Source organism: Rhodopseudomonas telluris, from assembly GCF_042432815.1.
GTDB classification, from domain to species: Bacteria; Pseudomonadota; Alphaproteobacteria; order Rhizobiales; family Xanthobacteraceae; genus Rhodopseudomonas; species Rhodopseudomonas telluris.
The window spans coordinates 47,336-73,308 of the sequence record NZ_JBHLWM010000003.1; the positions used below are offsets into that span (position 1 = coordinate 47,336).

The window sequence follows — 25,973 nt, forward strand, 5'->3', positions numbered from 1 at the left end:
TGCCGTGGCGCAACCATCTGCGGCGTCGCGCGTCTGGAACAGGTCGCGTGGCGCCTCTATGATTTCGATCGAAGCCGGCGGCGTCGCGACACCGCCACATCACGAAGTCAGAGGGAGAAGTGAATGCCGCAAGCGACCGTCGATCGCGCGTCGGAATTCCTTGGCGGGCTGTTCACCAGCCTCACCGAGCGCGGCCGCAGCCTGTTCAAGTCGAATAGCAATCAGCCCAAAACGAAAGAAGAGCTGATCGCGCTCGGCGAAACGCTGCTGTCCCGCCGCGGCGAAGCCACCGGCGTCGCGCTCGCGAGCACGCTGCTATCCGGCTACGACGACGCCGACGAGCAGGACCAGATCGGCTTTCTCGACGCGCTCGCCGAACAGTTCGGCCCCGATCTGGCTGAACTCACCGAAGCGGTCGAAGCATTTCACGTCAGCGGTGCGTCACCGGACGCAGCCGGTCGCCTGCTCGAAGCCGCCGAGCCGCGCCGGCAGGAACTGATCCGCCGTCTCAACCTCGCGCCGGGCGGCACGACGTCGCTGGTGCGGATGCGCGAGGCCGTGCTGCGCCATCTCGGCGATCATCCGCAGCTCAAGCATGTCGACGCCGACTTCGTGCATCTGTTCACCTCGTGGTTCAATCGGGGCTTTCTGGTGCTGCAGCGAATCGACTGGAATACGCCGGCGAACATTCTCGAAAAGATCATCCGCTACGAGCAGGTCCACGCCATTCACAACTGGGACGATCTGCGCGCACGGCTCGCGCCACCGGATCGGCGCTGCTATGGCTTCTTCCATCCGCAACTGGTCGACGAGCCGCTGATCTTCGTCGAGGTCGCGCTGACGCTGGAGCGTCCCGGCGCGATCGCGCCGCTGCTCGATCTCGATCGCGCGCCGATTGCACCGAAGGACGCCACCACCGCGGTGTTCTACTCGATCTCCAATACCCAGAAGGGCCTCGCCGGCATCTCTTTCGGCAATTTCCTGATCAAGCAGGTGGTCGAGGAGATCAAGCGCGAGCTGCCCAACGTACAGAGCTTCGTCACGCTGTCGCCGGTGCCGGGCTTCGCCAAATGGCTGGCGCGCGAGCGCGCCGATGCCGACTCGGTGCTGCTTGACGCCTCCGCGCGCGCGGCGCTCGACGTGCTCGATACGCCGAACTGGTTCGACGATCAGGAGGCGGCCGATCACATCCGGCCGCTGCTGCTGCCGCTCGCGGCCGCGTACTTCCTGCAGGCCAAGAACCCGCGTGGCCTGCCGCTCGATCCGGTGGCGCGTTTCCATCTCGGCAACGGCGCGCGACTCGAAGCTCTCAACTTCCTCGGCGACCGCTCGCCCAACGGCATGCGGCAGTCGCACGGGCTGATGGTCAACTACCTGTATGCGCTCGGCGAGATCGAGGCCAACCACGAAGCCTTCGCCGAACGCGCCCAGATCGCCGCCGCCTCCGCGGTGCGCAAACAACTGCCGTCGAAGCCGCTGACCAGCGAACCGCGCAAGACCAACGGCAAAGCCTCCGCCCCGCTGGCGATCGCCCCGCCGGCGTAGCATCGCGGCCGAATGATCCTAGCAATGACCTAACCCCGTCATTGCGAGCGAAGCGAAGCAATCCAGAAGCGCAGTGCACGGTGTCTGGATTGCTTCGTCGCTGCGCTCCTCGCAATGACGGATCGATAGTTTGAGGAGACCATCATGAGCTGGATGCCATCGATCGATCCCGAGCTCGGCGATCCGCAAACCTGCGACGCGCTCGATCTCGTCATCGTGCCGCGCACCCGCGATCTCGGCGACGGCTTCGCGGTGCGCCGCGCGTTGCCGCACGGCAAGCGGCAGATGGTCGGGCCGTTCATCTTCTTCGATCATTTCGGGCCGGTGCAGTTCATCGCCGGCAAGGGCATGGACGTGCGGCCGCATCCGCATATCGGGCTCGCCACCGTCACCTATCTGTTCGACGGCAAGATCATGCACCGCGACAGCGAGGGCAACATCCAGGAGATCGCACCCGGCGCGATGAACCTGATGACCGCCGGCCGCGGCATCGCGCATTCCGAGCGCACGCCCGACGTCGAGCGCCGCGACGGCCAGGCGATGCTCGGCCTGCAGAGCTGGATCGCGCTGCCGAAGGGCTCCGAGGAAATCGCCCCGTCGTTCCAGCATTTCGCCGCCGCGACGTTGCCGACCATCGAGACCTCGGGCTTCACCGCCCGGGTGATCGCCGGTTCGGCGTTCGGCAAGAGCTCGCCGGTGACGATGGTGTCGCCGTGGTTCTATGTCGAGGTCAATGCCCGCGCCGGGACCTCGGTGCCGCTCGATCCCGACCACGAGGAACGCGCGATTTATCTGGTCGACGGTGAGATCGAGATCGCCGGCGACCGCCATGTCGGGCCGCAGCTGCTGATCTTCCGTCCCGGCGACCGCATCACCGTCCGGGTGCAGACCGATACGCGGATGATGTTTCTGGGTGGCGACGCGCTGGAGGGGCCGCGCCACATCTGGTGGAATTTCGTCTCGTCCAGCAAAGAGCGCATCGAACAGGCCAAACAGGACTGGAAAACCGGCCGTTTCGCCGCCGTTCCGAACGAGAGCGAGTTCATTCCGCTGCCGGAGTGATAAACTGCGGCCTCCGATTGTTGCGCACCGCCGGCCGCCGGCGGTCGCCTGCTGCGTGAAAGACCGCCCATGACCACCATGCTTTCGAGCGACCTGCCGCTGACCAAGATCGGCCGCGGCAAGGTGCGCGACATCTACGCCGTCGACGACGAGCGGCTGCTGCTCGTCACCACCGACCGGATCAGCGCGTTCGACGTGGTGATGGGCGAGACCATCCCGATGAAGGGCGCGGTGCTCACCCAGGTCAGCGCCTTCTGGTTCAGCCAGCTCGGCGGCGTGGTGCCGCACCACATGATCAGCGCCGAGACCGACGAGATCGTCGACGCCGTACCGGTGCTGGCGCCGCACCGCGCCGAGATCGCCGGTCGCGCCATGCTTTGCAAACGGACCACGGTGTTTCCGATCGAGTGCGTGATCCGCGGCTACATCACCGGCTCGGCCTGGAAGGAATACGCCGCCTCCGGCACGCTGGCCGGCGAAAAGCTGCCCGAAAGCCTTCTGGAAAGCGACAAGCTGACGCCGCCGATCTTCTCGCCCGCCACCAAGGCCGAGACCGGCCACGACGAGAACATCACCATCGCGCGGATGCGCGAGATCGTCGGCGAGGAAGACGCCTACACGCTCGAAAGCATGACGCGGGCGATCTACACGCTGGGCGAAGAGATCGCCCGCCAGCGCGGCATCATCATCGCCGACACCAAGTTCGAATTCGGCCGCGACACCGATGGCCGCATCATCCTGATCGACGAGGTGATGACGCCGGATTCGTCGCGGTTCTGGGCCGCCGACGCGTATCAGCCCGGTCGGCCGCAGCCCTCCTTCGACAAGCAGCCACTGCGCGACCACCTCGACGCCGAACGCCGCGCCGGCCGCTGGAACGGCGAAGCCCCGCCGCCGAAGCTGCCCGCCGAGGTGGTCGACGCGACGTCGAAGCGCTACCTCGAAGCCTATCGCCGGCTGACCGGCGCCGATCTGGTGGTGAAGTAATCACCCGTCATCCCGGGGCGCGCGGAGCGCGAACCCGGGATCCATACCCCTGGCGTCGAGGCCAAGGTGTAGCGGTTCAACGCAAGTTCATCACAATCAGCACTGGGAGTATGGATTCCGGGTTCGCGAGCGCCCCGGAATGACGTCGGGGGGACGACCTTTGATAATGATCAACGTCGGCGACCAAGCCGCAGCTGATATCCGCTTCCGCAACACCCGCCTCTGACCTCGCAAGACGACGGAGTTTCCGCATGACCAAGGACACGGTGCTGATCAATCGCGACGGACCGGTAACGATCGTGTCGATCAACCGGCCGGAGCGCCGCAACGCGGTCGACGGCGCCACCGCCAAGAAGCTGTACGACGCCTTCCTGGCGTTCGATGCCGACGAAACCTCGTCGGTCGCGGTGCTGACCGGCACCGGCGGCACGTTCTGCGCCGGCGCCGACCTCAAGGCGGTCGCAACGGGCGACGCCGAGCGCCGGCGGGACATCGCCGGCCATGGCAGCATCGCCCCGATGGGCCCGAGCCGGCTGCGGCTGTCGAAGCCGGTGATCGCCGCGATCGAAGGCTTTGCGGTCGCCGGCGGGCTCGAACTGGCGCTGTGGGCCGACATGCGGGTCGCCGCCGACGACGCCACCTTCGGCGTGTTCTGCCGCCGCTTCGGCGTGCCGCTGATCGACCTCGGCACCATCCGGCTGCCGCGGCTGATCGGCCATTCGCACGCGATGGACCTGATCCTGACCGGCCGGGCCGTCTCCGGCATCGAGGCCCACCGCATCGGGCTCGCCAACCGCCTGGTCCACCGCGGCGAAGCAGCGTTTCATGCCATCACGCTCGCCAAGGAGATCGCCGCGTTTCCGCAGATCTGCATGCGGGCCGACCGGCTGTCGGCGCTGCAGCAATGGGACATGCCGGAAGACGACGCCATCATGAACGAAATGCGCGGCGGCCTGCAGGTCATCGACAGCGGCGAGACCCTCCAGGGCGCCGAGCGGTTCACGCAAGGCGAAGGGCGGCACGGGGCATTCTGAGGGGCTGCTCAGTTATTAAGACATCCGCCCTCTCCCCGTCATTGCGAGGAGCGAAGCGACGAAGCAATCCAGCTCAGTGCACCGCGCTGGATTGCTTCGCTTCGCTCGCAATGACGGGGCTGGCGCTTGTTAAAACAACTTCATCCCCTTCAGGCTCGCGTGGCCGTTCTTGCCGACGATGATGTGGTCGTGGACGGCGACGCCGAGCGGGTCGGCGATGGCGGCGATCTGCTTGGTCATCTGGATGTCGGCCTGCGACGGCGTCGGATCGCCGGAGGGATGGTTGTGCACCAGGATCACCGCCGTCGCGGAGAGCTCCAGCGCGCGCTTGACGACCTCGCGTGGATACACCGGCGTGTGATCGACAGTGCCGACCTGCTGCAGCTCGTCGGCGATCAGCTGATTGCGCTTGTCGAGAAACAGAACGCGGAATTGCTCCTTGTCGGCGAACGCCATGGTGGTGCGGCAGTAATCGATCACCGTCGACCACGACGACAGCACGGTGCGCTGCTTGACCTGCCCTTTGGTCACCCGCGCCGCCGCCGCGGCGATCAACCTGATCTCGGTAATCGCCGCCTCGCCGAGGCCGTTGACTTCACGCAGCCGCGCATCCGGCGCGTGGATCGCCTCGGCGAATGAGCCGAACCGCGCGATCAGCGCCTTGGCGAGCGGCTTGACGTCGCGGCGCGGCAGTGCGCGAAACAGCACCAGTTCGAGCAGTTCGTAGTCCGACAGCGCATCGGCGCCGACCTCGCGAAACCGTTCGCGCAGCCGCTCGCGGTGGCCGTGATAATGCGGCGCCTCGGCGAAGCCGGGCTGCTGAAGCGGCTCACCGCGATTTGCTGGCATGGCGGTCCGAAGGCATGGCCGGCGCGTGTCCTCACCGTCTCACCATGCCGTGCGCCGCCGCTTTTGCAACCGCCAAGTGATCGTTTGCCCCAACGCTCGTTGCGCTTAGTCCGCGGTCGGCAATCGTCGCATGGTGAACTCGATGGTATCACCCGGCAGTTCGCGCCAGCTCTCGACGCCCGACATGTAGGCCGCCTTGGGCCAGGCCTCGAAAAACGCCCGCGCTTTGGCCCGGGCATCGGGCCGCGGCAGCACGAAGGTTTCGCGCACGAAACCGTCGGCCCTGCTGCGCTGCGCCATCCGGTCCGCGAGGTCGCGCGGCTGGTCCTTGGGCGCATTCCGGCTGCGATCGACCATCCTGGTACTCCGAACACTAACGAATGGCTATCAAGACGAACGGTAATATGGGAGCGCCGGGAACGAATCCGAGCCCCTGCGCTTGAGTCCCGGTTCCAAACGGGCCGGTCCGGGCTCAGTGTGTTGCGTCAGTGGAGTATGCGTCAATGGCCCCTCGCGCCAATTGGAAAGGCTTTTTGCGGCTTTCGCTGGTGACCTGCCCGGTGGCGCTGTTCCCCGCGACCTCCGACTCCGAGAAGATCAGCTTCAACCAGATCAATCGCAGCACCGGCCACCGCATCAAATACCTCAAGGTGGATGCCGAGACCGGCGAGGAGGTGTCGTCCGACGACATCATGAAGGGCTACAAGGTCGACACGGACAGCTACGTGGAAATCACCCGCGACGAACTGGACGCGCTCGCGCTGGAATCCACCCGCACCATCGAGATCGATCAGTTCGTGCCGAAGGCCGAGATCGACGATCTGTATCTGGTGCGCCCCTATTACATCGTGCCGGACGGCAAGGTCGGCCACGACGCCTATGCGGTGATCCGCGAGACCATCCGGTCGATGGATCGCGTCGCGCTGGCCCGCGTGGTGCTGACCAACCGCGAGCACGTCATCGCGCTGGAGGCGCGCGACAACGGGCTGATGGGCATGCTGCTGCGCTACCCGTACGAGGTGCGCGACGCCGCCGATTACTTCGACGACATCCAGGACGTGAAGATCACCAAGGACATGCTGGACCTCGCCAAGCATATCGTCGAGCAGAAGTCCGGCCACTTCGAGCCGGACAAGTTCGAGGATCACTACGAGGCTGCGCTCACCGAACTGATCAACAAGAAGATCGCCGGCCAGCCGATCGCCGCCAAGGCGCGCCCAAGCGGCGACAACGTCGTCGACCTGATGGAGGCGCTGCGCAAGAGCCTCGGCCAGGGCGACAAGGCGTCACCTGCGTCGGCGAAGAAATCCTCGACCTCCGATGCTTCCGAGAAAGCTGTCTCCACGCCGAAGCCCGCCCGCACCAAGAAACGCAAGACCGCCCCCGGCCAGAAGGAGATGCTGCTGCCGATCAGCGGCAGCGGCGCCGGGAAGGCCAAGGAAGAGCCGGCGAAGGGCAGGAAGCCGGTGCGGAGTACGGCGGGGAGCAAGGCACGGAAGGCCAGTTAGTTCAGTGCCCGCGTCGCCCTCACCCCAACCCTCTCCCGCAAGCGGGAGAGGGGGCGCGCCGTGCGCGGGGAGACGGCGATTGATGGTCTCGGACTCTGAGCTGATCGTGCGCCTCAAGGTAACGCACAATCTCTCCCCATCGGCAGCGAGCTCCCTCTCCCGCTTGCGGGAGAGGGCTGGGGTGAGGGCGCCCCAGACAGTGAGTTGATGTTTTAGCGGTCGTCAGCTCACGAACGGCGGCTTGTCGAGGCCCTTTGGCGAGAGCGTGAAGATCTCGCAGCCGGTTTCGGTTACGCCGATCGAATGCTCGAACTGCGCCGATAGCGAGCGATCTCGCGTCACCGCGGTCCAGCCGTCGGACAGGATCTTCACATAGGGTTTGCCGAGATTGATCATCGGCTCGATCGTGAAGAACATGCCGGGCTTCAGCACCGCGCCCTGGCCGGGGCTGCCGACGTGGATGATGTTCGGCTCGTCGTGGAACAGCCGGCCGAGGCCGTGGCCGCAGAAATCGCGCACCACGCTCATCTGCTGCGGCTCGACGAAGCTCTGGATGGCGTGGCCGATGTCGCCGGTGGTGGCGCCGGGCTTGACCGCCGCGATACCGCGCAGCAGCGACTCGTAGGTGACGTCGATCAGCCGCTCGGCCTTTCGGGCGATTGGGCCGATCGGATACATCCGGCTGGAATCGCCGTACCAGCCATCGACGATCATGGTGACGTCGACGTTGACGATGTCGCCTTCCTTCAGCGGCCGGTCGCCCGGCATGCCGTGGCAGACCACGTGGTTGATCGAGGTGCAGGTCGAATAGCGATAGCCGCGATACATCAGCGTCGCCGGGAAGGCGCCGTGGCTGAAGGCGAAATCGCGCACGAAATCGTCGATCACCGAGGTCGGCACCCCGGGTTTGACGATGTCGACCAGTTCGTCGAGGCATTGCGCAACGATTTGCCCGGCCTTGCGCATACCGGCGAAACCGGCCGGGCCATGCAGTTTGATCTGCCCTGTCTTGCGCAGGGCGGCGTCGGAGGCGTCCACGTAGCTCATAGGGCCGGTCTGGTTTTGGGAAACAAAGGGTTCGTCGCAATCTAGTCATCAGCGCGCGCCGCGCAAGCCGAAGCGGCTCCGGGTGAGCCCGGAGACGCTTATTGCGGCACTTCGACGATGGTTTCCACCGGCAGCGCGCCGTTTCGCACCCGCAATTCGCGCACCGGGTAGGGAACTCGAATGCCCTCCCGCTTGAAGGCGTCCCACAGGCCCAGCATCGCCTCGCTCTTGACCGCATCCATGCCGTCGGGCTCGGCGATCCAGAACGTCAGGGCGAATTTCATCCCCGTCTCGGTGAATTCGGTCAGGATGCAGCCGGGCGGCTTGGTCTTCGACGCCCGCGGTACCGCGGCCGCCACGTCCACCGCCAGCTTGCAGACGACCCGCGGATCGGCCTCGTAATTGGTGGCGAAGGCGACCTTCACCAGCGTGTTCTTGTCCGTATAGGTCCAGTTCACGACCTTCTGGGTGATCAAATCCTCGTTGGGGATCAGGAATTCGCGGCCGTCGCCGGCGGCGACCGAGATGTAGCGGGTGTTCATCGCGCTGATCTTGCCGGAATTCTCGCCGATGGTGACGAGGTCGCCGGGCTTGACCGATTTGTCGGCCAGCAGGATCACGCCCGAGATGAAATTGCCGAAGATCTTCTGCAGGCCGAAGCCGATACCGACGCCGACCGCGCCGGAGAACACCGCCAGCGCCTGCAGGTTGATGCCGACCGCGCTCATCACCAGCGCGATCGCCGCCACCATCAGGCCGATCCGCATCAGCTTGATCAGCAACACCTGGATCGACGGCGTCAGGTCGCGGGTCTGCTTGATCCGGCCCTCGAAGAAGTTGCTGCCGATATTGGCGAGCCACAGCGCCACCGCCAGCAGCACGACCAGCTTCAGCACCAGCAGCGGCGACAGCCGCAGACCGCCGATCTCGATCGAGACCGAGTCCAGCGCGTCGAGCACCGGAAACAGCTGGCCGATGATGCTGAGCGCCGCGACGCACCAGGCCGACACCGACACCACCCGGATCAGGAAGGCGTTGCGCAGGATGCTGGTGACAAGCCGGATCACCAGCCAGGCTAGCGCCAGCTTGGCCGAGATGCCGATCAGGTAGCTGCGGCTCGGCCAGGTCGCCTGCAGCATCACCAGCCGGATCGCGATCACCACCGCGGCGAAGATCGCCGTCCAGGCGCTGTCGATCACCACGCGCAGAAACATCCGCAGCGGCGCCGGCCACCCCATCGTCAGCTTGGTCATGTCGACCCGCGCCTTGATCAGGGCGCCGCCGCCGAGCCCGATGCCGAGCGCCACCAGGATCATGCCGAGCTGGGTGTAGAACCAGGGCGAGGTGACTTCCGCGCCGATCGAGCTCGCCGCCGCCAGCAGCGCCTCGTAAGCCTGTGTCAGATCGATCATCGCCGGTGCCGTGCTCCCGCTGTTGGCGGGTGTGTTCTTAGCGGGCGGCTGTGATTTGGGCCAGATGGAGCTAACTCACTGCCCGGGGCGCCCTCACCCCACCCCTCTCCCGCAAGCGGGAGAGGGAGCCCGCTGCGACTCGGGGCCTCTGCAAAGTTTAAACAAAAGCCTCTCCCCCCGCACGGCGAGCCCCCTCCCCCGCTCGCGGGGGAGGGGTGGGGGTGAGGGCCACGCGAGGCACGGCGCTGCTGCGACGATAGGGACGACAGCCGCGAGTCGCTCCGCTACACAGGGACCATGGACTCACTCGACACCGTCAGCATCGCCATCCTGCTCGGCGCCATCCTGGTGATGGCGGGGATCCTGTCGAGCCTGCTGGCGCTGCGGTTCGGCGCGCCGCTGCTGCTGGTCTTCCTGCTGCTCGGCATGCTGGCCGGCGAGTCCGGGCCGGGCGGGCTGAAATTCGATGATCTCAGCACCACCTATTTGGTCGGCTCGGTGGCGCTGGCGCTGATCCTGTTCGACGGCGGACTGCGGACGCGGTTCTCCAGCATCAAGACGGTGCTGGCGCCGTCGATGGGTCTCGCCACGGTCGGCGTGCTGGTGACGGCGCTGATCACCGCGCCGGTCGCGCTCTACGCGCTCGACCTGAACTGGACCGAGGCGCTGCTCGCCGGCGCCGTGGTGGCCTCGACCGACGCCGCCGCGGTCTTCCTGCTGGTGCATTCGCAGGGCCTGCGGCTGCGGCCGCGCGTCGGCGCCACGCTGGAAGTCGAATCCGGCACCAACGATCCGTTCGCGGTGTTCCTGACGCTGATGCTGGTCGAGCTGATCAGCCGCGGCGAAAGCTCGACCCTGCACGTGATCGTCGAGTTCGTCCGCGAATCCGCGCTCGGCGCGTTGATCGGCGTGGTCGGTGGCCGCGCCGTGGTGATGGCGCTGAACCGGGTGGCGCTGCCGCAGGGCCTGCACGCCCCGTTCGTCGCCACCGCGGCGCTGGTGGTGTTCGGCACCTCGCAGATGCTGCACGCCTCCGGCTTTCTCGCCGTGTATCTGGCCGGCATGATCATCGGCAATCAGCCGACCCGAGCGCATAATTCGGTGGTGGCCTTCCTTGATGCCGCGACCTGGCTGGCGCAGATCGTGATGTTCGTGCTGCTCGGCCTGCTGGTGTCGCCGCAGCGGCTGATGGCCAGCGTCGGTCCCGCCGTGCTGGTGGCGCTGGCGCTGATGCTGGTGGCGCGGCCGGCCGCGGTGTTCCTGTGCCTGGCTCCATTCCGCTTCAACTGGCGGGAGCGGCTGTTCATCGCCTGGGTCGGGCTGCGCGGCGCGGTGGCGATCTTTCTCGCCTCGATCCCGATGCTGGTGAACCTGCCGAAGGCCTATCTGTATTTCGACGTCGCCTTCGTGGTGGTGATCATCTCGCTGCTGCTGCAGGGCTGGACGCTGGGGCCCGCGGCCCGCAAGCTGCACGTCGCGCTGCCGCGCACCGATCGCGGCCCGCGCCGCATCGAGCTCGACCTGCCGGGCCAGCTCGAGCAGCAGCTCGTCGGCTACCCGGTCCGCGCCAAGAGCCTCTATCTCAAGCGCGGCCTGATCCCGTCCTGGTCCAAGCCGACGCTGGTGATCCGCGACGAGCGCATCCTGACGCCCGCGGAGGCCGAGCCGGTCTCGGCGGGCGACTACGTCTATCTGCTGGCGCCGCCCGAGAAGGCCGAGGCGCTCGACCGCTTCTTCGTCGACATGCCGCCGTCCAGCGCGCCCGACCCGCATCTGCTCGGCGACTTCGTGGTGCCGGGCGAAACCTCGCTCGGCGACCTCGCCGGCGCCTACGGCGTCAGCGTCCGTGCCGGCGAGGAGGCGCTGACGCTGGCGGACTACTTCGACATCAACCTCGACCGAGCCCCGACGGTCGGCGCCGAGCTGCCGCTGGATTCGATCGTGCTGGTGGCCCGCAGCCTCGGCGGCGGCCGGGTCAACGTGGTCGGCCTGCGGCTGCCCGAAGACGAGGACGACGCGCCACCCCCGACCCGCAAGCAGCGCCTGCAGCGCAAGCTCTCCAACGTCTGGTCGGCGCTGTCCGGAACGTAAGCCGCCGGCCTGCGGATGCTACTTCGCCGGCACGTGCTTGGCGGACCATTCCTGCAGCGTCGCCAGTTCGGCGACGCCCTCGATGGTGACGATGCCGCCGTCCGGCGCGATCAGCAGGGTACGAGGGATGTCGCCCTGCCAGGCGGGATCGATCTCGTAGCGCAGCCGCTCCGCGAAGCCGTCGGTGAACACCCAATTGTCGGCGGCCGACAGCCCGGCGCCGCGCAGCATCGCCAGCGCCGGCTGATCCGCATTCGGCACCAGATCGGCATCGATGGTCACCACGTCGACGGCGGGATTCTGCGTCATGAAGGCGCCAAGCTGCGGCAGCTCGACCTTGCACGGCCCGCAGGTCACGCCCCAGAAATACACCAGCGTCGGCCGTCCGGCATGCGCCTGCAGCAGCGTCTTCCAGCTGCCGCGGCCGAACGGCTTCAGACCGGCGCTCTCGGACGCCGGGGTCGCCGTCAGGTTCGCCGCCAGCAGCAGCACCACGAGAAGAACGCGTTTCATGGCTCATGCCCGATCGGTTGCAGCCGATAGCCGTCGGCCTTGGTCATCCAGGACAAATAGATCGCGCGGCCGTCCGTCACCAGCAAGGGATGATCCGAGGCGTCCGACGTGGTGGCGATCACGCGCGGCGCCGACCAGGTCCGGCCGTCGTCCGCCGAGGTGATGAGCAGCACCGCGGTGGCGTCGCCGTCGAATTGCTTCCAGACGATCGCGGTCTCGTTCGCGCCGGCCAGCACGTAGGGCCGCGCCGGCGCACGGTCCGGGTCGCCGAGCCGCATCGGCTCGGAGAACGTCTGCCCGCCGTCGCGCGACTGCGCGTAGAACAAGCCCTTGCGGGCCTTGCCGGCGGTGTACCAGACGACGTGATACGTGCCGCCCGGCGACACCGAGAGGCTCGGTCCGTGATGCGGACAGGCAGCGATCTGCCAGTCGTCGGCGCTGACCCGATGCAGCGGGCCGGGCGTGCCGTCGTCCGCGAAGGTGATTACCGCATGATCGCGGACGCCGCCGTCGAACATATTGCGAAACACCACCACGGCGTGGCCGGCCGGATCGAAGGCGAGCGCCAGCCGGCAGCACTCGCAGGTGTGCGGCGCCGCCACCGCGGCCGGCGCGTAGCTCGCGCCGCCATCGGGCGACGTCGCGAACAGCAGCGCCGCGCCGTCATACTTTTTGCCTGCGCTGCGCGCCGCCGCGCGGTCGCGCTTGTCGAGCCAGGCCGCGAACAACTGTCCGTCGGGGCGGAAGCCGATTGCCTCGAAGCGCTGGCTCTCGGGATCGGCCGTGATCGGCTGCGGCGGCGCGAAGTGGGCGCCGCCATCGGCCGAGCGGCTGGTGAAGACTTCGCCGTTGAAGGCGTCGTCGCGGAAAATCGAGAACGTCACCGCGACGTGCCCGTCGCGATCGAGCGCGATCTTGGGGCGGGCGTCCGGTCCCCAGTCGAGCTTCGGCGTCCCCTGCGTCACCGTCACCGGCGACGACAGCGTGCGGCCGCGATCGGCCGAATGGGCGACCGAGACCTGGCCGCCCGCCATCCAGATCAGCCACAGCGTGCCGTCGCGCCCGAACGCCGGCGTGACCTTGGAGGCGCAGCGCAGCTCGGTCGTCGCGCAGGCCGTCTCGGCGGCGTGGCGATGACCGGACTGCGCCGCGGCGGACGCGGCCGGAAGGAGCGCCAGACCGAGCGCCGCGATGATGGTTTGACGGGCCATGACCGCCTCCTTGTCGAAGATCACCGGAAGGCGATCTTCATGCCGCCGACGAACGCGCGCGGCGAACCCGCATAGATCGACCCCGACGTCGCAGCCAGCACGCTGGCGGGATTCTGCACCCCCGCCGAGTTCACCGTGTTGGCGATATTGTTGGCAGAGGCGATGTAGGTCTTGTCGAACAGGTTGCGGATCTCGAAGAACACGCTGAGCTGGCGCAGATAGTCCGACTGCAGCTCGGTCTTGTAGTGCAGGTTGAGATTGACCAGCTCGTAGCCGGGCGCCTTCAGCAGATTGGCGTTGTCCAGATAGAACGAGTCCTTCCACACCAGCTCGACGAAGCCGCCGAGCCCCGTCAGCGCGCCGTGCAACTGATCGTAGCCGAGCCGCGCCGTCAGTTCGTTCGGCGAGATGCCGGGGATCTGGTTGCCGACGCGATTGAACCGGTAGGCGCCGATGCTCTCGGTGTAGTCGGTGTAGATCTCGTCTAGCCGCGTATAGGCCAGCTTCGCCTCCCAGCCCTCGGCAAACGCCCAGCGGCCGGCGAATTCGACGCCGCGATGCTCCGAATGCGGCGCGTTGAAGCTGTAGCTGACGCCGGCGACCGGCGTCGCCTGCGACACGATCTCGTTGGTGAAGAACTCGTAGAACGCGGTGGCGCTCAGCGTCAGCGACCGGTTCGGCGTCCAGTCGGCGCCGATGTCGTAGCCGACATTGGTCTGCGACTGCAGCGCGGTGTTGTTGCCGGGGGCGCCGCTCGGCAGCACGAACAGATTGTTGACCTGCGGCGTGCCGTAGCCGGTCGCGACGCGGGCGTGCCAGGTCCATTCGGCGCTCGGCCGATAGATCAGCGCGAATTCCGGCGCGGTGTTCTGGAATTGCGGCGAGGCGCCGAGCACGGTCGGCACCACCACGTTGGGATTGTTCAGCGTCGGATAGGCGTAAGCGGTGCTGACGCCCTTGAGCTGCGTGGTCTCCCAGCCGATCCCGGCGATCGCCGTGACGGTCGGCACCAGTTGCAGTTCCTGCCGGGCGCGCACGCCGTAATTGGTCGTGGTGCTGGCGAGATTGCTCTGCAGCCGGCCGACCGCGGCGTCGCCGCTCGGCAGCACGTTGAACGTATCGCCCGAGGCGCTCAGCGTGTTGTACCAGGCGCCCAGCAGGGACGTCGACGCCATGCCGAACAGCTCGCCGCGCTTGGTGATGTCGCTGGAGAAATTGTACGACGGATAGTCGCCGACCGCGCTGGTCGAGCCGGTCGGCTGGCTGATGTTGCGGTCGTCGAACACGAACTGGTTGCGCCAGGTCGTGGTGTTGTCGAAATCGTGCTCCCAGCGACCGCCCACGATGGTGCGGCGGTCGTCGCGGTTGAGCCCGGCCTGCAGCGCCGTCAGCGTCGATTTGCTGCCGTTGAAGCCGTTGTTGAACAGCGACACCGTTCCGCAGCCGGCGACCGCCGCCGTGGTGCAGCCGGCCTGGAACGGGTTGATGTTGTACTGATTGAGCGACAGCCGCAGCGGCAGCCGGGTCGACAGCTCGTTGTCGATCAGCTTGACGGTGAAGCGGTCGTCCGGCGTCGCCTGCCAGGTCGCCAGGAAGTTCACCGTCTGGGTGTTGAACCAGCTGTTGGTGATGAAGCCGTCGCCGCGCGCATCGCTGGCGAACAGGGAAGCCTCGAAGCCGCCGACCTTCTTGCCGACCGTCAGATAGTTGCTGAGATAGCCGAAGCTGCCGCCTTCGACGCCGTATTCGGCGCCGTCGATGCTGCCGCCCGGCCGGGTGCGGAAGTTAAGCGCGCCGCCGGTGGCGTAGTTGCCGTACAGCGCCGAGGACGGGCCGCGGATCACATCGATCGCGCTATAGGCGTGCGGATCGATCAGGTCGCTGCGCGACAGCCCGTCCGGCTGGGTGACCGGGAAGCCGTCGTCGAAGATCACGATGTTGCGGATGGCGAAGCCGTTGCGGGCGTTCGAGCCGCGGATCGAGATGCCGACATCGCGCGGGCCGTTACCCTGCTTGACCGAGATGCCGGGGCTGTCGCGCAGCACGTCGGTGACCGAGAACGACGGCCGGTTGTCGAACTGGCTGCGATCGATCGTGGTGGCGGTCTGGCCGTTCGGCGCCTGCACCAGCCGATCGCGCGCCGCGGTCGCGGTCTCGACCACGGGCGCGGCGACCGGCGGCGCCGCGGCGGCGCGTACCGGAGTGGCGCGGCGTGGCCCCGCCGCGGCCCGACTGCGGGCGCGGGGCGCTGGCCTGGCGCGGACCGGAGCCGGTGCCTCGACGGTCACCGACGGCAGATTTTGGGGCGTGGTCTGAGCGCGGGCGGTCCCGGCCGATGCGGTCAGCATCAGTCCGATCGCAGCCGCGCTCGCCCCCGAAAGGGCGTGGATGCGCAACATGTTTCATAACCTTCCTGGCGGCAACGCCCGGCGCTGACCGCAAAAGCCATTGAGCGGCGCGGCTCGGCGCGCCCGTGCAGATGGAGTGGCTCAGGAAAAGGTCGGTGGCGCGCGCGCCTGGGTGCCGGAGCTGCCGCGGCCCTGCGTCCGCGCCGGCGTCTGCTCCCGCCACACGACACGCGCGAAGCTCCGCGGCGGCATCGCCTGGACGCTGAACAGCGGCGTATCGATCGGGCCGGTGACGGCGGCGAGGCAGCACAGCACACAGGGCGCAGCGGCGCGGCCGGGTTGGCTGCCCTGGTCGGTGGAGGCGTCGTCGGCATGGCAGATCGCGGTCGTGAACAGACCGCTGGTTCGCTCGCCCGCCTCCGCGAAGTACACGCCGATCGGTGCGAAGATCTGCACCCACAGCGCGACGAAGAAGACTGGCAGCACTCTGCGTAGCTGCAACCGCATCACATGCCCCTTAGCGGCGGCAATTAATCATGCGGATACCGTCGTGTCGAGGTCCGTGACCCTACTGAGGCACCGGGTGCGAGACAGCCCGCCGGATGGGCAATCCCCCGCGACAACGACGACAGGAGCGCCTGCTAATCGGGGCGCTGATCCGGCGCCGCCAGCACGGCGCGGCATTCGGTCGGCAGGTCCGCAAGCGTCAGCGGTTTCTTCGGCTTCGGCGGCTCTTTTGGCGGCTTCGGATGCAGGACCGCGTCGGAGAACCAGTAGGCCAGATCGGCCGGCGCGCAGCCCTCGCCGGCCGGCGGCTCGGGCTGCGATTCACAGCCAGGGCTGCCGGGCGGACAGCCGATGCGGATGTGGAAGTGATAGTCGTGGCCGTACATCGGCCGCACCTTGCCGAGCCAGGTGCGATCGCCCCTGGCCTCGCGGCACAGCGCCTTCTTGATCGCCGCATTGACGAAGATGCGCTCGACCGCCGGCTCCTGCGCGGCGGCGCGGATCACCTTCCAGTGCGACGGCGTCCAGACCTTGGGATCGATGTCGAGCCGGTCCGGTCGCACCATCATGGTGGCGGACATCTCCTCGCGCTCGTTGCGCGACAGCTGCCGGTTCGGCATCGGCGTCAGCCAGATGTCGGCATCGAGTCCGACCTGATGGCTGGCATGGCCGGTCAGCATCGGCCCGCCGCGCGGCTGCGACATGTCGCCGACCAGGATGCCCGGCCAGCCGGCGTCGCGATGCGCCTTCGCGGACAGCCGCTGGATCAGGTCCACCATCGCCGGATACGCGTAGAAGCGATTGCGCGACAGCCGCATCACCTGCCAGGTCTGGCCGGTGATCGGCAGCGCCTCGCCGCCCGCCAGGCAGCCATGCGCGTAGAACCCGATCGGCCGCGGCGGCAGCGCGGCCGGCAGATATCTTCGCGCGAACAGTTCGCGCGCGGCGAGGTCCGGATCGTTGGGATTGGCGAGCGGCGGCAGCGGCTTCGGATTGACCGTGCCTTTGTCCTGGGCCTGCGCGGCGGCGGCCGAGCCGACGAGCAGCGCGGTGGCGAGCAGCAATCTGACGGGAATCGATCGGCGACGCATGCGAATCTTATAGCCGACCGGTCCGGTAAAATCAGCCGACCGGCCGCGGCCGACCGCCGCTCCGCCCGGCCAGGGCAATTAAATGGGCCCGCGGATGAGCCATTTTAACGTGGAACTAACCAGCCGCCCACTTGGCGCGGATTTAAAATCGATCGGCCGCGCTGCCTAAAAAGCCTGCAATTCCTCACTCGAACACCAGTTAGCAACCGTGAGGCGCGCGAGTCGGCGGCTATTTGCAAGCCTTGGGTGCCGAAGGAGGGTGTTTGTGCACCCCGCCCGGCAAGGCACTGAAAATGCCACGCAAAACATTACACTTTTTTTTCAGACACATATTGCACAATGAGGTCGCAGATTGCGTGTGGGGCGTGGGAATGCCGCAGATCCGGCTGAGGACCAACAAAACATCCAAGCGATGTGCGGACACCCGTAAGCCGAAACGCCGCTCCCTGACGAGCGGCGCCAAGCCGCCGGCGTTGCCGACACGTGGACCGCGCTGCACGAGCGGCGCCGAGCGCGAGCACGCGGTCGAAGCCGCATTGGCCGAAGCGCGCAAGTCGCACGAGCGGCTGCGCGAGGCCATCGACATCCTGCCGCAGGGCATCGTCTTTCTCGATTCCGAGGGCCGCTACATCCTCTGGAACAAGCGCTACGCCGAGATCTACAAGGCCAGCGCCGATCTGTTCAAACCCGGCGCGCGGATGCAGGACACCATCCGGGTGGGCGTCGAGCGCGGCGACTATCCGGAGGCGATCGGCCGCGAGGACGAATGGATCGCCGAGCGGATGCGCCGGCTGTTTCACCCCGGCCACAGCCACGAACAGGTGCTCGCAGACGGCCGCTGTATCCAAATCGAGGAGCGCACCACCTCGGACGGCGGCGTGATCGGCCTGCGCGTCGACATCACCGAGCTGAAGCAGCGCGAAGCCTCGTTCCGGCTGATGTTCGAAAGCAACCCGGTGCCGATGATCGTCTGCTCGCTGCAGAACGAGCGCATCGTCGCGGTCAACGACGCCGCCGTCGAGCACTACGGCTACTCGCCGAGCGAATTCGCCGAACTCACCATCCGCCGGCTGCAGGCGTTCGAGACCGAACTGCCATGGGATGGCGACGCCAGCAACGAGGAGCGCGCGGCGCGCACCTGGAAGCACGTCAAGGCCGACGGCTCGCTGATCGATCTCGCCATCTATGCGCGCCAGCTCACCTATAACGGCGAGCCCGCGGTGCTGCTGGCGCTGATGGATATCACCGAGCGCAAGCGCGCCGAGATGCGGCTCGCCTTCATGGCGCATCACGACGGCCTCACCGGACTGCCGAACCGCAACCTCTTGCGCAAGCGGCTCGACGAATTCCTGGCGCAGACCCGGCGCACCGGCGAGAAGATCGCCGTGCTGTTCATCGGCGTCGATCACTTCAAGGCGGTCAACGACACGCTCGGCCACGCCGTCGGCGACAAGCTGCTGCGGGGCATCGCCCGACGGCTGCGCTCGACGCTGCGCGAGGAGGATCCGCTGGCGCGGCTCAACTCCGACGAATTCGCCGTGATCCAGACCGGCATCAAGCGCCCAGAAGACATCACGCTGCTCGCCAAGCGGCTGCTCAACGCGATCGCCGAGCCGTATCTGCTGGAGGGCCATTCGGTCGTCGCCAGCGCCAGCATCGGCATCGCGGTGGCGCCGCTCGACGGCGACGATTCCGAGAAGCTGCTGATGAATGCCGACATGGCGCTGTCGCGCGCCAAGAAGGATTCGCGCGGCAGCTTCAGCTTCTTCGAGCCCGGCATGGACGCGCGCGCCCAGGCACGCCGCAAGATCGAGACCGACCTGCGCGCGGCGCTGCGCCACGACGTACTGCGGCCTTACTACCAGCCGCTGATCGGGCTGGAGACCGGCCTGATCACCGGCTGCGAAGCGCTGGTGCGCTGGCCGCATCCGGAACGCGGCATGATCTCGCCGGCCGAGTTCATCCCGGTGGCCGAGGACACCGGCCTGATCAATGCGATCGGCGCCCAGGTGCTGCGCCAGGCCTGCCTCGACGCCGCGCGCTGGCCGGGCGACGTCCGCGTCGCCGTCAACCTGTCGCCGCTGCAATTCCGCGTCGGCAATCTGATGGCCACCGTGATGGACGCGCTCAAACAGTCCGGCCTGCCGCCGCGCCGGCTCGAGCTGGAGATCACCGAGACGCTGCTGCTGGAAAAGAGCAGTCAGGTGATCGCCACGCTGCACGCGCTGCGCGCGCTCGGCGTCCGCATCTCGATGGACGATTTCGGCACCGGCTATTCGTCGCTGAGCTATCTGCGCAGCTTCCCGTTCGACAAGATCAAGATCGATCAGTCGTTCGTGCGCGGCCTGTGCGACAACCGCGACTCCCAGGCGATCGTCCGCGCCATCATCAGCCTCGGCATGGGCCTCGGCGTCACCATCACGGCCGAAGGCGTCGAGACCGAAGCCGAACTGAGCTGGCTGCGCGCCGAGGGCTGCCACGAGGCGCAGGGCTTCCTGTTCAGCCCGGCGCGGCCCAACGACGACGTCAAGGGCCTGCTCGATCTGCAGGGCAGCTCCCCCGTCACACCGCGCGATTCCGTGCGCGTCGCCTGACACCAGAGATTTGCAACGTCCGCCGCATCAGCCGGCGGCGGTCGATGCGCCATGCGCGCGGCCTCAATCCGCCTGGCGCGCGCGCGGCCATGCGGCGACGTGATCGCCGGCGATGCAGCGCTCGGAGGCCTGCAATTGCTCGGCCAGCGTCAACTCTTTCGCAGGATGGGTCGCCTGCGCGGCGACGACCTCCGGAACGAGCGGCGGCGCGTCCTCGCAGACATGGTGAGCCGGCCGGAAAGGCCCCACCACTTCGGCCAGCGGCTTCTGCTTGTCGGCCCAGTGCAGCGCCGTGTAGTCGAAGCCATTGACGATGGTCGGCTTCACCACTTCGAAATACGGCGAGATGTCGAAGTCGCGCGGCATGTACAGCGAGGAATCGCGGATGTGCAGGATCTCGCGCCGCGCCGCACGGCTGCCGGCCTTGGTGATCTTCGGCAGGATCGGATAGCGCACCGCGTCGAACGCCTGCGCGATCAGCGCCGAGCAGATGATCTTGGTCGGATCGCCGGAGCCGAGCGCGATCATCCGCCGCCGCCAGCGCTGCGGCACCGGCAACGGCACCAGATAGCGCATCAGATCGATGATGTTCTTGGTGTCGTAGCCGAAGCCGATCCGGTTGATCGCGTAGCGGCACACGGTGTGACGGTCCTCGTAGGACAGCCCGACCGGCCGGCAGATCCGGGTGTGATACGGCAGATGCCGCGACAGCGGCGACGAGGTGACGCCCTCGCCGATATTGGCCTCGATCAGCACGTGCGGCTCGCCGTCCGGCTCCGCCGCGCCGTCGATCGGCCCGACATACAGCGCGGCGTGCGACCAGGTCGACTGCGTCAGATATTTGATGATGCCGGAGATGCGCGCATTGCCTTCGACCAGCAGCACGTCGCCCGGCTGCATGAGGCCGCGGAGGTGGTCGGGATCGCTCGGCGTGAACGGCTCGTAGCCCGGCTCTTCCTTCTGCAGATAGCCGGCAATCATCTTGCCGATGGCATCGAGCACCAAACCCATCTGTCCGCTCCGGCCGCAATCCGATCTGGAATTCGCCGTGCGATGATTGGCCAGAGCCGTTGCAATTTAGTTCATCGGTTCCGCATCGCGCTGGCAACTGATTCACCATGCCCCGTTGCCGCGCTGCAGCGATTCCGGCAAGTTGGAGCGACCGTGCGCAGACGGCCCGCGGCCGGCAGCCAAATACGCGCCGCGGCCGGTCCGGCGCCGGGCGCGATGCCCCGGCCGCAAAGGCTTTGGAAACCATGACATGACAATCTCCCGCCGCAGCTTCCTCGCCGCTTCCGCCGGACTCGCGCTGGTCCCCGCCTTCGCGACGCGGGCGCGCGCGGCGTTGCCGCGCGAGGTCGATGTGGTGGTGGTCGGCGCCGGCGCCGCGGGGATCGCGGCGGCGCGGCGGATCGTGGCGGCGGGCCGCAAGGTGCTGGTGGTCGAGGCCGCGGCACAGCCCGGCGGCCGCTGCATCACCGATACCGACAGCTTCGGCGTGCCGTTCGACCGCGGCGCGCGCTTCCTACACAATCCGGACAGCAACCCGATCGCCAAGCAGGCGCGCAGCGTCGGCATCGACATCGTGCCGGCGCCGCCGGGACAGAAGATCCGGATCGGCCGCCGCAACGCGCGGGCGCGCGAGACCGAGGACTATCTGGCGACGCTGGTCCGCGCCAGCCGCGCGATCGACGAGGCGGCACGCGGCAAGGTCGATGTGGCCTGCGCGGCGGCGCTGCCGAAGGATCTCGGCGACTGGGGTCCGACCATCGACTTCGTGCTCGGCCCCTATGCCAGCGGCACCGATCTCGCCGACCTGTCGGCGATGGACGAGACCCGCGCGCCGGATCGCAACGTACAGGCCGGCGCCCGGCAGGGCCTTGGGACGTTGCTGTCACGCCTCGCCGCGCCGCTGCCGCTGGTGACCTCGACGCCGGTCAGCCGCATCGTCTGGAACGGCCGCGACACCGGCGTCGAGACCGCGTCGGGTCGCATCGCCGCCAAGGCGGTGATCCTCACCGTCTCGACCAATGTGCTGAGTTCGGGCGCCATCAAGTTCACGCCCGAGTTGCCGAAGCGTCAGCTCGACGCCGCCGGCAAGCTCGGGCTCGGCAGCACCGACCGCATCGCGCTGCTGTTCAAGGGCAACCCGCTCGGCCTGTCGCGCGACGAACTGCTGATCGAGCAGAGCAGCGGCCCGCGCACCGCCGCGCTCTACGCCAATATCAGCGGCTCGTCGCTATGCACCGTCGATGTCGCCGGCAGTTTCGGCCGCGAACTGGCCGCGCAGGGCGATGCCGCCATGGAGGCGTTCGCGCTGGAATGGCTCGGCAAGCTGTTCGGCAGCGAGATCGCCAAGGCGGTCGATCGCAAGGCGGTGACGCGCTGGAACGCCAATCCCTACGTGCTCGGCGCGATGTCGGCCGCCGCGCCCGGCGCGCAGCCGATGCGCCGCGTGCTCGGCGAGCCGCTCGGCACGTTGTTCATCGCCGGCGAGGCGACCAGCGAAAATCTCTGGGGCACGGTGCAGGGCGCGTGGGACTCCGGCGAACGCGCCGCCGACGCCGCGCTGAAGCGCCTCGGCCCGGCCAAGGAGCCCGAGGCGGACAAGCCGGCCCGCAAACAGAAGCAGCGCCGCGAACGCCAGCCGCAACGTCAACGCCCCCCCGAGACCGCCAACGGCACACCATCCTGGTGGCGCTGAGACTCGTCCCGCACGACTCTTACTGCGATAGGGCGGATGCCATCAGCTCACTGCCCGGGGCACCCTCACCCCAGCCCTCTCCCGCAAGCGGGAGAGGGAGCGCGCACCCTGCGGGGCGATGGGATGCATCGGCGAGCGGGCGCCGCGTACTTCAAGATGGTCAACTGACCAATCGACCGACTCTGCGAGACCGTCAGATCAACACTGTCGCGTGGCGAACTACCGCCCTGTCCCCGCGCACGGCGAGCCCCCTCTCCCGCTTGCGGGAGAGGGTCGGGGTGAGGGCGACGCGGGCAGTGAGGTCGTTACTTAAACGCCTCAGCCGCGCAGCGTGCCGCCGGTTTTCTTCGTCACTTCCGCCACGATCTTGGCGCCGACGGCGTCGATCTCCTGATCCGTCATGGTCTTGTCGCGCGGCTGCAGCGTCACGGCGATCGCCACCGACTTCTTGTCGGGATCGATGCCCTTGCCCTCATAGACGTCGAACACGCCCACCGAAGTGATCAGCTTCTTGTCGACGCCCTGCGCGGCGCGCACCAGGTCGGCGGCCGCGACCTTGCGATCGACGATGAAGGCGAAGTCGCGCGACACCGGATGGAACGCCGACAGCTCCAGCGCCGGCTTGGCGCGGGTCGGGCGCTGCTTGGCGTCGGGGACACGATCGAGGATCACTTCGAACGCCACCACCGGGCCGTCGGCGCCGAGCTGCTCGAGCACGCGCGGATGCAGCTCGCCGAAGTAACCGAGCACGTTCTGCGGCCCGATCTGGATCGCGCCGGAGCGGCCCGGATGCAGCCAGGCCGGCAGCTTGTTTGTGGCGATCTGCAGCCCCGCCATCGGCGCACCGGCCGCGGCCAGCACCGCGAACGCATCGGCCTTGGCGTCGAGCGCGGTCGCCTGCGCCGAGCCCGACCAGTGCCGGCCGAGCCCGGCCGACGCCGCGACGCCGCGACGCACGCCGCTCGCCGCGACAAACTGATCCTGCGGGCGGTCGCCCTTGAAGATCTGCCCGACCTCGAACAGCGCCAGATCCGGATAGCCGCGATCGGCATTGGCCTGGGCCGAGGCGATCAGCCCCGGCAGCAGGCTCGGCCGCATGTCGGACAGATCCGACGCGATCGGATTGGCGAGCGCCAGTTCGGGCTGGCCGCCGCCGAACAGCTCGGCCGCGGGCTTGGCGATGAACGACCAGGTCACCGCTTCGGTCAGCCCACGCGCCGCCAGCGCCCGCTTGGCGCGGCGGGTGCGGGTCTGGATCTGGGTCAGCACCGGCTTGCGCGGGTTCTCGCCGCGTTCGAACGGCGTCATCGGCACCTTGTCGACGCCATGGATGCGGACGATCTCTTCGACGATGTCGGCCTTGCCGTGCACGTCGCTGCGCCACGACGGCACCGCCACCTTCACCACCGCGCCGGTGCCGGCCACCATGAAGCCGAGCTGCGTCAGGATGCGGCGCGCTTCGGTGAACGACACCTCGATGCCGGCCAGCCGCTTCACTTCGCTGAGCGGGAAATCGATGATGCGGTCGTCGCCGAACGCATTGCCGACGACGATCGCCTCTGACGGCGTGCCGCCGCAGAACTCCATCACCAGCTTGGTGGCGAGATCGAGCCCCGGCACCATGAAGGCCGGATCGACGCCGCGCTCGAAGCGATAGCGCGCGTCGGTGTTGATCCCGAGCCGGCGGCCGGTCTGGGCGATGTTGATCTCGTTCCACAGCGCCGATTCGATCAGCACGTCGGTGGTCTCGGCCGAGCAGCCGGAAGCCTCGCCACCCATGATGCCGGCGAGCGATTCGACGCCGTGCTGGTCGGCGATCACGCAGACATTGCTGTCGAGCGTGTAGGTGCGGCCGTCGAGCGCCAGCAGCGTCTCGCCGTCCTGGGCGCGGCGCACCACGAGATTGCCCTTCACCTTAGCGGCGTCGAACACGTGCAGCGGACGACTCCGGTCAAACGTCAGGTAGTTGGTGATATCGACCAGCGCGTTGATCGGGCGCAGGCCAATGGCCGCGAGCCGCTTCTGCAGCCATTCCGGCGACGGCCCGTTCTTGACGCCCTTCACCAGCCGTAGCGCGAAGCCGGGGCACAGCTTGCTGTCTTCGACCGTGACGTTCACCGGGCACGGGAAGTCGCCCTTGATCGGCTTGACCGACGGATCCCTGAACTTGCCCATGCCGGCCGCGGCGAGATCGCGCGCGATGCCGGAGACGCCGGCGCAGTCCTGCCGGTTCGGCGTGAGGTTGATATCGAGCACCGGATCGCCGAGCCCGGCCCAGGCCGCATAGGACTGGCCGACCGGCGCATCGGCCGGCAGCTCGATGATGCCGTCATGATCCTCGGAGAGCTGCAGTTCGGCCGCCGAGCACAGCATGCCGCGGCTTTCGACGCCGCGAATATTGCCGATGCCGAGCGTGAAATCCTTCGCCGGGATGTAGGTGCCGGGCGGCGCGAACACGGTGACGAGTCCCGCGCGTGCATTCGGCGCGCCGCACACCACCTGCACCGGCGCGCCCTCGCCGGTATCGACGCTGCACACCTGCAGCTTGTCGGCGTTCGGATGCTTCTCGGCGGTGAGCACCTTGGCGATCGTGAACGGCGCCAGCGCCTTCGCCTTGTCCTCGATGCCCTCGACCTCGAGCCCGATCATGGTGAGTTTGTCGGCGAGCGCATCGAGCGACTCGTCGGTGTCGAGATGATCTTTCAGCCAGGAGAGGGTGAGTTTCATGAGTTGTGACTTCCGTCTGGCAGCGCGGTCGGCGCGCCGTGCTGATTAGTCGAAACCGTTCCCGCGTCGCCCTCACCCCACCCCTCTCCCGCAAGCGGGAGAGGGAGCCGGCCGTGCCGAAGGGAGAGGCTGCGGGTCATATGGTTAGTCCGAATCGTCTGACGACGAGCGCTGTGTTGAACCGGTTTGTGTAAGCCGTGGCTTGTCCGCGCGCTCGGCGCGCTCCCTCTCCCGCTTGCGGGAGAGGGTTGGGGTGAGGGCCCTTGCGGCAAGCTCGGTCGCAATGCTCTGCAACACCCCGTCGCGATTGCTCATCACGTCGGCGTTGCTGAAGCGGATCACCCGAAACCCGCGCGCCTCGATCGCGGCCGTGCGGCCCGCATCGGCGCGCTCGGCATCGTCGGAATAATGCTGACCGCCGTCGAGCTCGACCACCAGCTTCTTCGCGTGGCAGGCGAAGTCCGCGATGAACGGCCCGATCGGGACCTGACGCTTGAATGAAAAGCCATCGAGTTGCTTGTCGCGCAGCGCCCCCCACATCAGCCGCTCGGCGTCGGTCGACTTCTTCCGCAGCTCGCGCGCGTGGCGGCGCTGGCTGGGTGAGACCTTCCAGGTCGGCTGCTTCGAATCGTCCATCGCAAGCTCCGTGCCCGTGTCGCCCTCACCCCAACCCTCTCCCGCAAGCGGGAGAGGGAGTTCGCCGTGCGGCGTTGCGAGGGCTTCAATCATCTCAACTGCAAATC

Annotated in this window: 20 protein-coding genes; 8 read left to right on the forward strand and 12 right to left on the reverse strand. The window is 67.6% G+C overall.

Features of this window, described 5'->3' with window-relative positions; genetic code table 11:
- The first annotated feature begins 123 nt into the window (after positions 1-123).
- From ACFFJ6_RS07050 to ACFFJ6_RS07065, 4 genes are all read left to right on the forward strand, one after another.
- On the forward strand, positions 124-1,545 hold the full coding sequence (locus ACFFJ6_RS07050; protein WP_378385883.1) for a malonyl-CoA decarboxylase: 1,422 nt from the start codon (positions 124-126) through the stop codon (positions 1,543-1,545).
- A gap of 144 nt (positions 1,546-1,689) precedes the next feature.
- Complete coding sequence (locus ACFFJ6_RS07055; protein ID WP_378385885.1) at positions 1,690-2,607, forward strand: pirin family protein; 918 nt, start codon at positions 1,690-1,692, stop codon at positions 2,605-2,607.
- Between the two features lie 69 nt (positions 2,608-2,676).
- Positions 2,677-3,594: a phosphoribosylaminoimidazolesuccinocarboxamide synthase gene (locus ACFFJ6_RS07060; protein WP_378385887.1), complete on the forward strand. Its 918-nt coding sequence runs from the start codon at positions 2,677-2,679 to the stop codon at positions 3,592-3,594.
- A gap of 251 nt (positions 3,595-3,845) precedes the next feature.
- Positions 3,846-4,628, forward strand: coding sequence for a crotonase/enoyl-CoA hydratase family protein (locus ACFFJ6_RS07065; protein WP_378385889.1), 783 nt, complete (start codon positions 3,846-3,848; stop codon positions 4,626-4,628).
- A gap of 129 nt (positions 4,629-4,757) precedes the next feature.
- Here the strand turns inward: ACFFJ6_RS07065 and radC are convergent, their stop codons facing one another.
- Both radC and ACFFJ6_RS07075 read right to left on the reverse strand, forming a co-directional pair.
- Entirely contained in the window at positions 4,758-5,477 is a 720-nt protein-coding gene (gene radC / locus ACFFJ6_RS07070) for a RadC family protein (protein ID WP_378385892.1), read from the reverse strand.
- Between the two features lie 105 nt (positions 5,478-5,582).
- Positions 5,583-5,834, reverse strand: coding sequence for a hypothetical protein (locus ACFFJ6_RS07075; RefSeq protein WP_378385894.1), 252 nt, complete (start codon positions 5,832-5,834; stop codon positions 5,583-5,585).
- A 146-nt stretch (positions 5,835-5,980) separates the two neighbouring features.
- Here ACFFJ6_RS07075 and ku point away from each other — a divergent pair, with 146 nt between their 5' ends.
- Complete coding sequence (gene ku, locus ACFFJ6_RS07080) at positions 5,981-6,985, forward strand: non-homologous end joining protein Ku (RefSeq protein ID WP_378385896.1); 1,005 nt, start codon at positions 5,981-5,983, stop codon at positions 6,983-6,985.
- A gap of 222 nt (positions 6,986-7,207) precedes the next feature.
- On the opposite strand, the gene map is transcribed toward ku, so the two are convergent.
- Together map and ACFFJ6_RS07090 are read right to left on the reverse strand one after the other, a co-directional pair.
- Positions 7,208-8,032 (reverse strand): type I methionyl aminopeptidase, encoded by an 825-nt coding sequence (gene map / locus ACFFJ6_RS07085; RefSeq protein ID WP_378385898.1) that lies wholly within the window; start codon positions 8,030-8,032, stop codon positions 7,208-7,210.
- A gap of 98 nt (positions 8,033-8,130) precedes the next feature.
- A complete protein-coding gene (locus tag ACFFJ6_RS07090; RefSeq protein WP_378385901.1) occupies positions 8,131-9,444 on the reverse strand; it encodes a mechanosensitive ion channel family protein in 1,314 nt (437 codons plus the stop codon).
- A gap of 297 nt (positions 9,445-9,741) precedes the next feature.
- Between ACFFJ6_RS07090 and ACFFJ6_RS07095 the strand changes: the two genes are divergently transcribed.
- A complete protein-coding gene (locus tag ACFFJ6_RS07095) occupies positions 9,742-11,535 on the forward strand; it encodes a potassium/proton antiporter (protein ID WP_378385903.1) in 1,794 nt (597 codons plus the stop codon).
- 18 nt (positions 11,536-11,553) lie between these two features.
- On the opposite strand, the gene ACFFJ6_RS07100 is transcribed toward ACFFJ6_RS07095, so the two are convergent.
- The 5 genes from ACFFJ6_RS07100 to mepA form a co-directional block, all read right to left on the reverse strand.
- Positions 11,554-12,048: a TlpA family protein disulfide reductase gene (locus ACFFJ6_RS07100; RefSeq protein WP_378385905.1), complete on the reverse strand. Its 495-nt coding sequence runs from the start codon at positions 12,046-12,048 to the stop codon at positions 11,554-11,556.
- Positions 12,045-13,259 carry a sialidase family protein gene (locus tag ACFFJ6_RS07105; protein ID WP_378385907.1) on the reverse strand — a complete coding sequence of 405 codons (1,215 nt, stop codon included), beginning with the start codon at positions 13,257-13,259 and terminating at the stop codon, positions 12,045-12,047. The genes ACFFJ6_RS07100 and ACFFJ6_RS07105 overlap by 4 nt, the downstream gene beginning before the upstream one ends.
- Positions 13,260-13,279: 20 nt before the next feature.
- Positions 13,280-15,658 (reverse strand): TonB-dependent receptor family protein, encoded by a 2,379-nt coding sequence (locus ACFFJ6_RS07110; RefSeq protein WP_378385909.1) that lies wholly within the window; start codon positions 15,656-15,658, stop codon positions 13,280-13,282.
- 90 nt (positions 15,659-15,748) lie between these two features.
- Positions 15,749-16,108: a DUF2946 domain-containing protein gene (locus ACFFJ6_RS07115; protein ID WP_378385911.1), complete on the reverse strand. Its 360-nt coding sequence runs from the start codon at positions 16,106-16,108 to the stop codon at positions 15,749-15,751.
- Positions 16,109-16,248: 140 nt separating this feature from the next.
- Positions 16,249-17,205, reverse strand: coding sequence for a penicillin-insensitive murein endopeptidase (gene mepA, locus ACFFJ6_RS07120; RefSeq protein ID WP_378385913.1), 957 nt, complete (start codon positions 17,203-17,205; stop codon positions 16,249-16,251).
- 371 nt (positions 17,206-17,576) lie between these two features.
- Between mepA and ACFFJ6_RS07125 the strand changes: the two genes are divergently transcribed.
- Positions 17,577-19,799: a putative bifunctional diguanylate cyclase/phosphodiesterase gene (locus tag ACFFJ6_RS07125; protein ID WP_378385915.1), complete on the forward strand. Its 2,223-nt coding sequence runs from the start codon at positions 17,577-17,579 to the stop codon at positions 19,797-19,799.
- Between the two features lie 63 nt (positions 19,800-19,862).
- Here ACFFJ6_RS07125 and ACFFJ6_RS07130 read toward each other — a convergent pair whose 3' ends face one another.
- The gene (locus ACFFJ6_RS07130) at positions 19,863-20,810 is read right to left on the reverse strand and encodes a YiiX/YebB-like N1pC/P60 family cysteine hydrolase (protein ID WP_378385917.1); all 948 of its coding nucleotides are present in this window, start codon (positions 20,808-20,810) and stop codon (positions 19,863-19,865) included.
- Positions 20,811-21,060: 250 nt separating this feature from the next.
- On the opposite strand from ACFFJ6_RS07130, the gene ACFFJ6_RS07135 reads away from it, so the two are divergent.
- On the forward strand, positions 21,061-22,503 hold the full coding sequence (locus tag ACFFJ6_RS07135) for a flavin monoamine oxidase family protein (RefSeq protein ID WP_378385919.1): 1,443 nt from the start codon (positions 21,061-21,063) through the stop codon (positions 22,501-22,503).
- 318 nt (positions 22,504-22,821) lie between these two features.
- Here ACFFJ6_RS07135 and pheT read toward each other — a convergent pair whose 3' ends face one another.
- Both pheT and ACFFJ6_RS07145 read right to left on the reverse strand, forming a co-directional pair.
- Complete coding sequence (gene pheT, locus ACFFJ6_RS07140; RefSeq protein WP_378385921.1) at positions 22,822-25,230, reverse strand: phenylalanine--tRNA ligase subunit beta; 2,409 nt, start codon at positions 25,228-25,230, stop codon at positions 22,822-22,824.
- Between the two features lie 144 nt (positions 25,231-25,374).
- Positions 25,375-25,866, reverse strand: a complete 492-nt coding sequence (locus ACFFJ6_RS07145) for an endonuclease domain-containing protein (RefSeq protein ID WP_378385924.1) — start codon at positions 25,864-25,866, stop codon at positions 25,375-25,377.
- Positions 25,867-25,973 lie beyond the last annotated feature (107 nt).

Coding starts and splice junctions, on each gene's coding strand:
- ACFFJ6_RS07050 (WP_378385883.1), top strand. CDS start 124: ATGCCGCAAGCGACCGTCGATCGCGCGTCGGAATTCCTTGGCGGGCTG.
- ACFFJ6_RS07055 (WP_378385885.1), top strand. CDS start 1,690: ATGAGCTGGATGCCATCGATCGATCCCGAGCTCGGCGATCCGCAAACC.
- ACFFJ6_RS07060 (WP_378385887.1), top strand. CDS start 2,677: ATGACCACCATGCTTTCGAGCGACCTGCCGCTGACCAAGATCGGCCGC.
- ACFFJ6_RS07065 (WP_378385889.1), top strand. CDS start 3,846: ATGACCAAGGACACGGTGCTGATCAATCGCGACGGACCGGTAACGATC.
- radC (WP_378385892.1), bottom strand. CDS start 5,477: ATGCCAGCAAATCGCGGTGAGCCGCTTCAGCAGCCCGGCTTCGCCGAG.
- ACFFJ6_RS07075 (WP_378385894.1), bottom strand. CDS start 5,834: ATGGTCGATCGCAGCCGGAATGCGCCCAAGGACCAGCCGCGCGACCTC.
- ku (WP_378385896.1), top strand. CDS start 5,981: ATGGCCCCTCGCGCCAATTGGAAAGGCTTTTTGCGGCTTTCGCTGGTG.
- map (WP_378385898.1), bottom strand. CDS start 8,032: ATGAGCTACGTGGACGCCTCCGACGCCGCCCTGCGCAAGACAGGGCAG.
- ACFFJ6_RS07090 (WP_378385901.1), bottom strand. CDS start 9,444: ATGATCGATCTGACACAGGCTTACGAGGCGCTGCTGGCGGCGGCGAGC.
- ACFFJ6_RS07095 (WP_378385903.1), top strand. CDS start 9,742: ATGGACTCACTCGACACCGTCAGCATCGCCATCCTGCTCGGCGCCATC.
- ACFFJ6_RS07100 (WP_378385905.1), bottom strand. CDS start 12,048: ATGAAACGCGTTCTTCTCGTGGTGCTGCTGCTGGCGGCGAACCTGACG.
- ACFFJ6_RS07105 (WP_378385907.1), bottom strand. CDS start 13,259: ATGGCCCGTCAAACCATCATCGCGGCGCTCGGTCTGGCGCTCCTTCCG.
- ACFFJ6_RS07110 (WP_378385909.1), bottom strand. CDS start 15,658: ATGTTGCGCATCCACGCCCTTTCGGGGGCGAGCGCGGCTGCGATCGGA.
- mepA (WP_378385913.1), bottom strand. CDS start 17,205: ATGCGTCGCCGATCGATTCCCGTCAGATTGCTGCTCGCCACCGCGCTG.
- ACFFJ6_RS07125 (WP_378385915.1), top strand. CDS start 17,577: ATGCCGCAGATCCGGCTGAGGACCAACAAAACATCCAAGCGATGTGCG.
- ACFFJ6_RS07130 (WP_378385917.1), bottom strand. CDS start 20,810: ATGGGTTTGGTGCTCGATGCCATCGGCAAGATGATTGCCGGCTATCTG.
- ACFFJ6_RS07135 (WP_378385919.1), top strand. CDS start 21,061: ATGACAATCTCCCGCCGCAGCTTCCTCGCCGCTTCCGCCGGACTCGCG.
- pheT (WP_378385921.1), bottom strand. CDS start 25,230: ATGAAACTCACCCTCTCCTGGCTGAAAGATCATCTCGACACCGACGAG.
- ACFFJ6_RS07145 (WP_378385924.1), bottom strand. CDS start 25,866: ATGGACGATTCGAAGCAGCCGACCTGGAAGGTCTCACCCAGCCAGCGC.